At 57.5% G+C, this 11,937-nt stretch carries 11 protein-coding genes; 10 read left to right on the top strand and 1 reads right to left on the bottom strand.

What is annotated here, in order from left to right; translation table 11 throughout:
• Nucleotides 1–156: 156 nt before the first annotated feature.
• From ACYVHC_RS01295 to ACYVHC_RS01260, 8 genes are all read left to right on the top strand, one after another.
• Nucleotides 157–1,854 (top strand): TonB-dependent receptor, encoded by a 1,698-nt coding sequence (locus ACYVHC_RS01295; protein WP_460611853.1) that lies wholly within the window; start codon nt 157–159, stop codon nt 1,852–1,854.
• Between the two features lie 184 nt (nt 1,855–2,038).
• A complete protein-coding gene (locus ACYVHC_RS01290; protein WP_460611852.1) occupies nt 2,039–3,271 on the top strand; it encodes an HU domain-containing protein in 1,233 nt (410 codons plus the stop codon).
• 113 nt (nt 3,272–3,384) lie between these two features.
• Nucleotides 3,385–4,116 (top strand): MotA/TolQ/ExbB proton channel family protein, encoded by a 732-nt coding sequence (locus tag ACYVHC_RS01285; RefSeq protein ID WP_460611851.1) that lies wholly within the window; start codon nt 3,385–3,387, stop codon nt 4,114–4,116.
• 81 nt (nt 4,117–4,197) lie between these two features.
• A complete protein-coding gene (locus ACYVHC_RS01280; protein WP_460611850.1) occupies nt 4,198–4,602 on the top strand; it encodes an ExbD/TolR family protein in 405 nt (134 codons plus the stop codon).
• Nucleotides 4,603–4,726: 124 nt separating this feature from the next.
• A complete protein-coding gene (locus tag ACYVHC_RS01275) occupies nt 4,727–5,605 on the top strand; it encodes a hypothetical protein (protein WP_460611849.1) in 879 nt (292 codons plus the stop codon).
• A gap of 159 nt (nt 5,606–5,764) precedes the next feature.
• A complete protein-coding gene (locus ACYVHC_RS01270) occupies nt 5,765–7,066 on the top strand; it encodes a bifunctional folylpolyglutamate synthase/dihydrofolate synthase (protein WP_460611848.1) in 1,302 nt (433 codons plus the stop codon).
• A gap of 92 nt (nt 7,067–7,158) precedes the next feature.
• A complete protein-coding gene (trmB, locus tag ACYVHC_RS01265; protein ID WP_460611847.1) occupies nt 7,159–7,821 on the top strand; it encodes a tRNA (guanine(46)-N(7))-methyltransferase TrmB in 663 nt (220 codons plus the stop codon).
• A gap of 55 nt (nt 7,822–7,876) precedes the next feature.
• Complete coding sequence (locus ACYVHC_RS01260; protein WP_460611846.1) at nt 7,877–8,716, top strand: maleylpyruvate isomerase N-terminal domain-containing protein; 840 nt, start codon at nt 7,877–7,879, stop codon at nt 8,714–8,716.
• A gap of 115 nt (nt 8,717–8,831) precedes the next feature.
• Here the strand turns inward: ACYVHC_RS01260 and trpF are convergent, their stop codons facing one another.
• Nucleotides 8,832–9,452 carry a phosphoribosylanthranilate isomerase gene (trpF, locus tag ACYVHC_RS01255; protein WP_460611845.1) on the bottom strand — a complete coding sequence of 207 codons (621 nt, stop codon included), beginning with the start codon at nt 9,450–9,452 and terminating at the stop codon, nt 8,832–8,834.
• A gap of 317 nt (nt 9,453–9,769) precedes the next feature.
• Between trpF and mnmA the strand changes: the two genes are divergently transcribed.
• Together mnmA and ACYVHC_RS01245 are read left to right on the top strand one after the other, a co-directional pair.
• Nucleotides 9,770–10,921: a tRNA 2-thiouridine(34) synthase MnmA gene (mnmA, locus tag ACYVHC_RS01250; protein WP_460611844.1), complete on the top strand. Its 1,152-nt coding sequence runs from the start codon at nt 9,770–9,772 to the stop codon at nt 10,919–10,921.
• Between the two features lie 224 nt (nt 10,922–11,145).
• Nucleotides 11,146–11,889 carry a hypothetical protein gene (locus ACYVHC_RS01245; RefSeq protein ID WP_460611843.1) on the top strand — a complete coding sequence of 248 codons (744 nt, stop codon included), beginning with the start codon at nt 11,146–11,148 and terminating at the stop codon, nt 11,887–11,889.
• Nucleotides 11,890–11,937: the final 48 nt, after the last annotated feature.

Genomic DNA, 11,937 nt, shown 5'->3' with positions numbered 1-11,937 from the left:
AGAAGCCCAGTCGAATTTAGTTTAAGCTGTGGTATAGTTGCCCAGGTTAAGCAGCCTAGTAATCATGATTTAATGGGATAAAAGTAGTTGAGAATACATGCCAGCAACGCCAGCATGTGTACTCTGCTTACTGCCCTCCCAAGACCCCATACCCGAATGCTACACCCGTCGAAACTGTTGGCCGCCGCGGCCCTGCTGACTACCACCGTTCCGGCCACCAGCGCCTGGGCGCAGAAGACGCGCGGCAAGATTGAAGACGCCGAAATTGAGATTGTAAAGGAGCGGGTAAATGAGCTGCCCGAGGCCACCCGGAATTTTGAGAAAGTGAAGGTGGAAGCCCCCACCAAAACGGCGGGCGGCGTCGCTTACACATACCCCGACTTCCGCTTACCCGCCGATAAGCTTAACCCTTCGGTGCGGGTGCTTACCATCCGGCAGGAAGAGCTGGCGCCACTCACGGGCAACTATCTGAAAGGGGCTATTGGCAACTACGGCACGGTGTATGGCCGGGCTTACTTGCACAATACCCGCTCAGAAACGGCCAGCTACGGCCTCGATTTTCGGCACCTTTCGTCTTCACGGGGCGCCGTGGATAAAGAAAACTCCAGCCAGGCTCAAACCAGCCTGGGCCTGAACGGCGAAACATATAGCGGCCCCTTGGTGCTAGGTGCCAAAATAGACCTAGGCCGGGAACGGTACAATTTCTATGGCTACAACCGCAACGTGCCGCTGTTGCCCGAGCAGGATAGCCTCAAGCAGGTGTTCAAACGGGCCGGGGTGAAAGTATATGCCCGCAACCGCGCCCAAGACGCCGCCTTCCAGTACGATTTAGGCCTAGGCTTCAATTACTGGAGTGACTTCTTCCAGGCCCGCGAAAGCAACCTCTATGCCTCGTTGCGCTCTGGCTACCGCTTGGGCGAAAGCAGCCGCGTGAGTGTAAATGGCTACGTGTCCTTTATTTCGCACAAGGACTCCTTAACGGTTAGCCGGCCATTTGTGCAGGTAACGCCAGCCTATGAGCTTACTCTCAACCGCCTAGCTCTGTCTGTGGGCGCAACCCTAGGTTACACCGGCGATACTATTCTGAATGCGCCCAAATTCAACGTGTTTCCGGCAGTGCGTGCCGCTTACACCGTTACCGAAGACAAGTTTGTGCTCTTCGCGGGCCTAGGCGGTGCCATCCAGCGGGTCACGATGTATGATCTGACCACCGAAAATCCTTGGCTGGCGCCCAACGTGCGGGTAGCTGATACGCGCCGCGGCCCCACGGTGTATTTTGGCTTTAATGCTACCCCCGCTCGCGCCCTGCAAGTGAACACCCGCATCACGCTGGCCAGCGACCGGAATCTGTACTTCTATAACAACTCCCGCCGCGACTCCAGCAAGTTTGATTTGGTGTACGACCCCAAGGCTACCCAGCTGATTAACGTACATGGCGAAATCATTTACAACGCCTCGGAGCAGTTCCGGCTGGGCCTGAAGGCCGATTACAACGGTTACAATGTCAAAACCCTGGCTAAAGCTTTTCACCGTCCAGCGTTTCAATCGGTGGTATTCGGCACGTATAATCTCTACGACAAGCTGCTGCTGGGGGCGGAGTTTTATACGTACAGCTCAAGCTTTGGAGTTGGCTACACGCCCGGCTCGTTTGATCCCGCGTACATTCCCGGGGCCCAAATCATCCGGCCAACCGATACAATTATCGACCTGAATCTGCGCGGAGATTACCGCATTATGGAAAATCTGTCCATATTTGTTCTGGGCAACAACCTGCTTGGCCGCAAGTACGAGCGATTCCTGAACTATCCAGTGAAAGGAATTAACGTACTGGCTGGCGTTACTTACGACTTTTAACTTGACCGGAATTTACCTCTAGACCCGACGGCTAACCGCTTGTCATCCTGAGCATAAGAAAGGACCTTATCACGCTGATGCACCCCTGGCACAGTAGGAGTAAGGTCCTTTGCCGTGCTGAGAATAACAGGAGTCTTTACCCTGGTAGCTTTCCTCGTATTTCCACCCTAGTACCCGCAACTGAATGCTTTCTGACCACATCCGCACCTTGCTCCGGGACCATGACTGCGTCATTATTCCTGATTTTGGCGGCCTGATTGCCGACTACGCGCCCGCCCAGATTCATCCGGTGCGGCACACACTGGCCCCGCCAGCCAAACGCGTAGCTTTCAACCAGTCCTTGACCCGCAACGACGGTCTGTTGGTAGATGCACTAAGCCATAAGCTGAACATCAGCACCGTGCAGGCGCGCCAACTGGTGCGCGAGGCTGTGCTCCGGATGGAAAGCGAACTGGAAGCCGGTCTGCGGACGGAGCTTCCTGGAGTGGGCATATTCCGGCAGGCGCCGGGCCGCGGCCTTGAGTTTGAATACACAGGCGGTCAGAACCTGCTCAATGCCAGCTTTGGGCTGCCTGAACTGATATCGCGGCCCGTGCGCGCCACCGATGCCTTGCTGGCCCGGGAGCGGCCCACGCCTGCGCCGCTGCTGGCTTCGGCCCGTTCGAGCCGGGCGGTTCGGGCGTTCCGTACCATTGGTACCGTCGCTATTGCGGGGCTGGTGCTATCGGCCAACTATTTCTTTGCTGACATGTTTGGGTATCTGCCCAGCAGTCTGCGCATGTCTTCCCTAGGCCTCTCTACGGCTGAAGCCCCGGCACCCAACCGCAGCGTGGCCCAGTCGGCCATGACGCATCAGCAAGCGGCACTGGCCAGCACTTCCTCTTCGGAACTGGATGCGGCTCCCGCCCCGGAAATAACCACTGCCGCCGCGGAGGCTGAGTGGAATGAAGCGGCTACCCCCGTTGCAAGCGCCAAGCCGGCAGTAGCAAAACCAGTTGCTAAGCCAGCCGTGAAAGCAGTTGTACCAGCGTCGGCTATCAAGCCAGCCGTTACCATTGTTGCCAAGCCAGTACAAGCTACCAAGGGCAAGCCGGTTGCGAAAGTAACGAAGCCAAATGCTCCCGGTTGGGAAAAAGCGGCAGCCACCAATGCAACCCCCGGCGCCGAAACCTCGACCATTAAAAGTCGTACGGGCCGTTACTATGTAGTTGCTGGTTCGTACAAGACGCTGGCAAACGCGGAAAAGGGTCGTCAGGCGCTGGTACGCCTAGGGCACCCGGCGCGCGTAATTCTGCCAGCACCCGGCAGCCGCCAGTACATGCTCTCCGTGGCAGATTATCCTGATCGGGCTTCGGCCGACCGTCAGGCCAGCATCCTGCGCAAGCGTATGGGCGACCTGTGGATCAAAAATTACTAATCACTGACCTTGACTTGTTAGTACGAAATTAAGGCTAGCTAAAGCACTCAGGCAAAGTAATTTACGGCCTGCGTGTTTTAGCTATTCTTTTGCTTCTTACCCTTACTCCCCGCATGACGCACCTGCTCTCTTTGCTGCTTCAACTCCAGGTGGGGGATGCTGCTCCCGCCGCTTCTCCTGCCGCCGCTGACTCTGCTGCTACTGCCGCCAATGCGGCCGCAAATGCAGCTCCTGGTCTTTCCATGATTGATCTGGTGCTGGCCGGGGGCTGGATTATGGTACCGCTGTTTTTGCTGCTGTTCCTGTCGGTCTACATTATTCTGGAGCGCTACCTGACCATTCGCAAGGCTGGTGCCGTTTCCGAAACCTTCATGCCCGGCATCCGGGGCCTGATGGTGAAGGGCGATTTGCAGGGCGCTAAAATGCTGTGCGCGCAGAACCCGACGCCACTAGCCCGCATGATTGAGAAAGGTATCCGGCGGATTGGACTACCCCTCAGCGAGATTGAAACCAGCGTGGAGAACGTAGGCAAAATCGAAATTGCGCGTCTCGAGAAGAACATCAACGTGCTGGGTATTGTGGCCGGTATTGCCCCTATGCTTGGTTTCGTGGGTACCATTATCGGGGTAATCAAGATTTTCTACGCCATCAGCTCAACCGGCGACTTCGGCATTGCCCAAATTTCGGGTGGTTTGTACACTAAAATGGTGACCTCCGCGGCAGGCCTAATTGTGGGTATTGTGGCCCACATCGGCTACCACTGGCTTAGCATTATGGTGGAGCGCATGGTGTTTCGCATGGAAAACTCGGCCATCGAGTTCATGGATATTCTGCAGGATAACTAGAAGTGAAATGGTGAACGGTGAAGTTGTGAAATAGACTTAATACTTCACCTTTCACCATTTTACTTTTTACAAATACACCGCATGGACCTAAGCCGGCGTCGTAAGCTTTCTTCCCACGTCGAGACCAGCTCGATGAACGACATCATGTTCTTCCTGATGCTGTTCTTCCTGATTGTTTCGACGATGGTGAACCCGAACGTTATCAAGCTCATGCTGCCCAATGCCCGCTCGGGCAAGCAAGCCATGAAGCAGCCCATCACGGTATCCGTAGATGCGGCCGGAAAATACTTTATCGACCGTCAGAACATCACGCCTGAACAGCTGGAGCCGGAACTGGCCCGCCGCATACAGGGCCTCGAAAGCCCAACAGCCGTGCTCCGGGTTGATGCTTCCCTGAACGTGCAGAAGCTGGTTGATATCCTGGAAATTGGCAACCGGCTTAAAATTAAGATGGTGATGGCCACCCAGGCCCAGCAAGGAAAATAACGTTCCAAAACACAAGGTGCCTGTGGGCACCAAGCCGCCCGGACTAGCGTTTTCTCTCTGCCAGAGGCTAGGCCATTCGGTTGGTTTGGCCTGACAAGACTCGACTTCACAACAGACAACTCACATGGAGTACCGCGAAGAACATCGGCGCGAAGCCCTGATTGGAACCGTGGTTCTGCACGCGGCCCTGGTGGCCCTGTTCGTCTTCACGGTATTCAAAGGTCCTGATCCACCCTTGGAAACCTTGGGCGGCGACGGCGTAGAGCTGAACTACGGCGTAGATGAAGTAGGCTCGGGCGACATTCAAAGTCAGGCCCCGGCCAATGAGTCAAAAAACCGGGAAGACAGCCGCCCGCCCGCCTCGCAGCCTGATCCCACGCCGCCCCGCGCGGTAGCCCAGCCCGACCCCACGCCGCCCACTGAGCAGCGGGTGGTAACTAGTGAGGCGGAGGAAAGTCCCGTGACGGTGCCGCCAGCTCCTAAACCAGCCCCCGTTCGGGAGGAAGCGCCCCCAGAGCCGCCGCGCCCCAAAGTAGACCAGCGGGCCGTGTTTACGCCCAAGGCCAACCGCGCTGATGGCGGAGGAAATGGCGTGAATGGTACCAGCAACGCACCCACCGGCAACAACAACGGCGACAACCCCGGCACCGTGGGCGACAAAGGCGACCCGCGCGGCACCTACGGCGGTACGGCCTATTCCGGCGAGCCCGGCAGCGGCGGCCGCGGCACCAGCCCCGGCAGTGGTGGCCTCGAAATGGCAGGGTGGGCCATTGTAAGCAAACCCAGCCCGCCGGCACTCGACAATAACTCGGGTACGGTACGCTTCAAAATCCGGATTAATGCCGAGGGAGAGGTGGAATCAGTCACTAAAGTGTCCGGAACCGTTTCGGCTGCCCAGGAGAAAGTGTGTCGGGATGAGCTGCTGAAACTGGAATTCCGCCGCACCAGCTCGGCTGAGGGAGGCGCTACCGGCTTCTATACCTTCCGCTTTACGGTGAGGTAGTTTCGGTAGGTTCCGGCGCATGCTCTGCAGGAGTACGAGGTATCAAGAAAGGCAAAACCGCCGCTCCGCTAGTTTGGGGCGGCGGTTTTGTCTGTACAGAGGGCCTAAGGTTGAGGCCAGGTACGCTACCTTTGCCCTCCCGCATTGCCTTTACTTCCCATGACCTACCAGCAAACCCTCGACTACTTGTACCAGCAGTTGCCCATGTTTCAGCGGGTAGGAGAAGCGGGGTACAAGCCAGGGTTGGGCAACACCGAGACCCTAGCCGTTGCTATGGGCAACCCGGAGCGCAAGTTCCGGAGCGTGCACGTGGCGGGTACCAATGGCAAAGGCAGCTCCAGCAATTTGCTGGCGGCGATTTTGCAGGCGGCGGGCTATAAAGTCGGGCTCTACACCTCGCCGCATTTAAAGGAGTTTACGGAGCGCATCAAGGTAAACGGCCACGACCTCGAACCCGATTATTTGGTAGCGTGGGTAGCACGCTGGCGCGGCTTATTTGAGCAGGTGCAGCCCTCGTTTTTTGAAATGTGCGTGGCGCTGGCCTTCGATTACTTTGCCGAGCAGCAAGTAGATATTGCCATTGTAGAAGTGGGGCTGGGCGGGCGGCTCGACTCTACCAACATTATTCGGCCGCTGGTTTCGCTGATAACCAATATCAGCTATGACCATCAGAATTTGCTAGGCACCACCTTGCCCCAAATTGCCCGCGAGAAGGCCGGCATCATCAAGCGCGGTATTCCGGCTATCATCAGCCAGACCCAGCCTGAAGTGGCTAATGTTTTTCAAGACAAAGCCCGAGAGGAAGGCGCACCCCTGCTTTTTGCCGATGCCCACTATCACGCCGAGCTGCTAGCTCCGCCGGCCCCGGAAACCGGCCTGCAGCAGCTACGCATTATGCAGGAGGGCAAGCCGTATCTGGAGGATGTAACCTTGAGTTTGGCCGGTGACTACCAGCGCCTGAATCTGCCCGGTGTACTGGCCGTGCTGGCCGAGTTGCGTACGCAGGGCTTCTTGATTCCGGAAGCAGCCGTGCGCGAAGGGCTGCGGGATGTGCGCCGCCTAACTGGCTTTGTGGGCCGATGGACCATTCTAAGCCAAAAGCCGCTGGTGGTGTGTGATACGGGCCATAACGAGGCCGGCATCCGGTTTATCACGCAGCAGCTGGCGCGGCTGCCGTACCATCAGTTGCACATCGTGCTGGGGGTAGTAAACGACAAAGACGTGAGCAAAATGCTGGCCCTGCTGCCGCAAGAGGCTACCTATTATTTCTGCCAAGCCAACATTCCAAGGGCTATGCCAGCTGCTGATTTGGCGAAGCAAGCTGCCTTGCTGGGCTTGCAGGGCCAAGTGCTTGGCCCCGTACCGGCCGCCGTTGCTGCTGCTCGCGCCGCCGCCGCCCCAGATGATGTGGTCTTCATTGGGGGTAGTACTTTTGTGGTAGCTGAAATTGAAGAGCTGTAAGAAATAGAGCAGAGCTTTGCGGAAAGAAAGACTAGGGTCAGTTCTCTCTTAAACCGCTGCCTGCCGGAAATACCAATCAAAAAACTACTACTGTGAGTCGCGTAAAACTGAAACGCTTCGCCGATAACGCCGAACGGCCCGATGTGGTCGAACCTGGCAAAGCCAATTATCAGCAACTAGGCGGACGCTGGAATGAGGAGTTCTTTAAGACCCCAAACCCGATTACCCTGGAAGTAGGGTGCGGCAAGGGCGAATACACGGTAGGCTTGGCTGAGCGCTATCCTGAGCGGAATTTCCTGGGCCTCGATATCAAGGGAGAGCGAATTTGGCGAGGCAGCACCCGCGCCGAGGCGCTAGGCCTCACGAATGTAGGATTCATCCGGATGCGGGCCCACGACCTGCTCGCGCACTTTGCGCCTGGTGAGCTGCACGAAATCTGGATTACGTTCCCCGATCCGCGCCCCCGCGACCGGGACATCAAGCGCCGCCTTACCGCCCCGCGCTTCCTCGACCTGTATCAGCAGATTTTGCGGCCCGGCGGCCTCGTGCACCTCAAAACCGATAACGAGGCGCTCTTCGATTTCACGCTGGAAACCCTGCAGCAGCGCCCCGGCACTACTATCCTGGCGCACACCAAAGACCTGTACGCGACGCCCGAACTGCTCCCGCACGCCGAAGACATCCAAACCACCTTCGAGCGCAAATACCGCACCTTGGGCGTACCCATCAAGTACCTGCAGTTTCAAGTAAGTTAGGCATAAGCGGCTGCCTACAACAGTGGGGTGGCAAATTCACTAGGTACTTTACTCGATGAAACCGGCACAACTGCCCACTACGCTGCCCTTGTTTGCTGAACTCGACCGGCAGCTGCTGGAAGTGCTACGTAGCCTAAGCCCTGCTGCATGGCAGACGCCAACACTAGCTCCTGGTTGGTGCGTGCACGATGTGGCCCTACACTTACTAGATGGCAGCCTGCGTAGCCTGTCAGCGCTCCGGGATGGGCACTTTAGTGGCCCTGGGCCAGCTAGTGGAGCGTATGCTGATGTGGTGAGGTACCTCAATGAGCTGAACAACTCCTGGGTGAGTGTTGGGCGGCGGCTAAGCCCTAGTGTTGTGCTATGGCTGCTGGAAATGGTTGGGCCAGCGTATAATTCGTTCCTGGCAACGTTGGACCCAGCAGCTCCCGCCACGTTTGCGGTGGCCTGGGCCGGAGAAGCCGAATCCACCAACACGTTTCATATTGCCCGGGAGTACACAGAAAAGTGGCATCATCAGCAGCAAATAAGGCAGGCGGTAGGGCAGGAGCCCGCGCTGCTCACGCCGGAGCTGTACGGCCCCTTCCTAAGCACCTGCGTACGGGCATTGCCTCACCATTACCAGCAGGTGGAAGCGGCTCCGGGCACAGTGGTTCGGCTGCACATTACGGGTAGCGCGGGCGGAACCTGGTTTCTGCAGCGTAGTGCCACGGGCTGGGAGTTAGGTGTAGCGCATGAAGGGCCGGTGGCTGCTGACATTGAACTAAGTGGCACCGCAGCCTGGCGACTCTTCACCAAAAGCTTACCCCGCCCGGAAGCGGAACCTCACATCATACGGCAAGGCCCCGAACACTTCACCACACCCATCTACAGTTTACTGACGGTGATGGCCTAGGCACTTAACAAAACACTGCAGGCCCGCTCCAGGAAAACTTCCGGGAAAGGCCTGCGGTGTTTTAAGAGGACTAGGGTGCTCGTGCGCTTGAACCCCTCTTTGGCTTTAGCAGCAGTTAATCCTCGAGCTGCTCAAACACAGCTTCCATTTCATCGAAGTCGCGCAGGCCGGGCTTGATTTCGTCGCCACCCTGGAGCACGATGCCGGCCGGACGCATGGCTTCCACGTAGCTGCGCAAGTTGGCAGGAGCGAAACCGGCGCCCAGCCACAGGGGATACGTGCGGGCTTGTTCCGTGAGGCGGGTGGTTTCGGCCGGGTTCGGCAGCGGGTTGGGCGGGGTTGCCAGCACGAAGCCCAGATAATGCGGCGCCTGCTCGCGGAAACGCAGCTCCACATCCTCGGGCAGCATATCATAAATCCAGCGCGTGAGGCGCAGTGCGGGCACCGCCAGCTGGGCCAGTTCATCGGCGGGGCGGCGGCGGTGCAGCAGCACGGCGTGCAGGCCGCATTGAGCGGCCAGCTGGTTAATCTGCTCCACGGGCAACGTATCAAACTCCCCAATGAGCTGCACCCCTGACACCCAGCCACTCAGCTCTTGCATGGCTTCGGGCGTGATATGGTCGGGGAAAGCAGGGTCGAGGCGGAAGGTAAGTGAGTCGGCACCCATTCCGGCACAATAGCGTGCGTCGGAGAGGTTATTGATGCCGCGCACCATTACAGGAACAATCAAAGGCATTTCAACAGAGTTAGGCGTGGCAAAAAGTACGCCGTGCGAAAAAGCGGCGGACAGCAGATGGTTTGCGGCTGCAATATTCGGTGAATTTACTGGGCCCAACATGAATTCGCCGGACTTAATGCCACCACGTGTGTGATAAGCCTCCTAGAGGAATGCCACACGAGCAATGCTACGGCTGGTTTTACCAGGGTAATGGCGAGCATAAACCGCATTAGGCGGGCAAACTTAGCCGGGGCTTACTTCCAAAACTTGCAATCCGTGTACCTTTGTGCATTCGGCCGGAACCTTTCACGCTTCGGGCGCAATTTGATTCACGTATGAATACAACGAAAGGACGGGTGCTCGTCGCCATGAGCGGCGGCATCGACAGCTCCGTGGCAGCCGTGATGCTCCACGAGCAAGGCTATGAAGTGGTCGGGATGACCATGAAAACTTGGGATTACGCCTCGGCAGGGGGTAGTAAAAAAGAAACCGGCTGCTGCTCTCTCGACAGCATCAACGATGCCCGGCAAATTGCCGTGGAGCTGGGCTTTCCGCATTACATCATCGATATCCGCGACGAGTTCGGGGACTTCGTGATCAGCAACTTCACTGAGGAGTACCTGGCGGGCCGCACGCCCAATCCGTGCGTGCTGTGCAACACCCACATTAAGTGGGATGCCTTGCTGCGCCGCGCCGATCAGCTAGGGTGCGAGTTTATCGCAACCGGCCACTACGCGCAAGTACGGCAGGAAAACGGCCGCTACGTCATCAGCAAAGGCATTGACGACAACAAAGACCAAAGCTATGCGCTCTGGGGCGTTACGCAGGAAAGCCTGAGCCGCACGCTGTTCCCGTTGGGCCAGCTGCGCAAAACGGCCATCTATGACTTTGCCCGCGAGCGGGGCTTCACGGATCTGGTGAACAAGCCCGAGAGTTACGAAATCTGCTTTATTCCTGATAACGACTACCGCAGCTTCCTGCGCCGGCGCGTGCCGGGCCTGGAGGAGCGCGTGGCCGGTGGCGAGTTTGTACTACGCGACGGCACGGTGGTAGGTAAGCACGAAGGCTACCCGTTCTACACCATCGGGCAGCGCAAAGGCCTGGGCGTGGCCCTAGGCTTCCCCGCCTACGTAACCGCCATCGACCCCGAAACCAACCGCGTGGTACTCGGTAACTTCGATGATCTGGCCAGCACCCGTACCGTGGTCAGCAAGCTGAACATGGGCAAATACGCTTCCCTAGAAGGCCGCGGACTGGTGCCTAGCATCACGAAAATTCGGTACAACCACGATGGCTCACCGGCATTTCTGGAGCAGAAAGGCGAGAAAATCTACATCTACTTCGAGGAAGCCGTGCACGCGGTAACGCCGGGGCAGGCGGCCGTTTTCTACGAGGGACAGGACGTGCTGGGTGGCGGCTGGATTGAGCGACACACGATTGGCGAAATTCCGGAGCCTTCGATGGCCGTTGCGGGCGGCGCTGAATAAACGCTACCGAGCCAACTGGTTTTCAGAAGGTACAGGCCGAGGCGCGGACGAAAGTTCGCGCCTCGTGCGTGTGAAATACATAGGGCTTCCGAATCAAAGCCAAAGTAAAATCCGGAACCAGATGGGTTGCCTAGGAGTTTCGGCAGCTACTGGCTGGCGTTGTCAAAAACTGTGTTACTTTTCGGTGTAAACGAAGCTGTATGAGAAAGAGATATTCATCTGTTATGGGGGCTACTATCCAAAGAGTTGCAGCCTGGGCTCTGGCAGGGTTTGCAGCAGTGGGCGGCCTAGTCGCCTGCGAAAACGAAACGGAACTGGTGCCCAACCAAAGCGCGGAGTACTATCCGCTGGAGGTGGGCTCGTACCGGGTGTATGATGTGGTGGACACCGCCTACCGTTCCAATGTGGCCACGGTTACGCGCTTTCAGTTTAAAGAACAGGTTGATTCAGCCCTGGAGCCCGACGCGACCGGGCAGCCCGCCTACCGGGTGGTGCGCTCCCGCCGGGCCAATGCTTCCGAAGCCTGGAGCATTGATTCCGTTATTACCGTTACGTCCAGCACGCGCTCTGTGCAGGAGCAGCGCAACAACCGCCGCACGGTGGAGTTGATTTTTCCGCTCCGGGATGGAAAGGCCTGGAATGCCAACGCCTTTAATACCCTGGATACCATTGAGGCGGTAAACCGCTCCTATGAGTGGGTAGATAAACCCTTCACCATCAGCAGCAACGGCAAAAGCTATTCGTACCCGTCTACCACCGCTACCATCAACGACCTTACCAACGCCGATACCGGTATTAACCTGTTCTACTATACGGTGTTGCGCTCGGTGTATGCCAAAGGGGTAGGGCCCGTATACCGGGCTAGGCGCCGCTTTATTTACTGCCCGGCCGGCAATTGCACGCCCAATCCGGCGTACATCTACCTCGGGCAGTCGCGCAGTGAAGTACTGGTAGAATCAGGGAAATAGCTTCTACTTGTTTCACTATTAGGGTACTACAATGGCCGGCACTTACCA

It is taken from the genome of Hymenobacter seoulensis (assembly GCF_054780535.1).
Note: the sequence above shows the minus strand (reverse complement) of the source record. Positions and strands in the feature narration are given on the sequence as shown.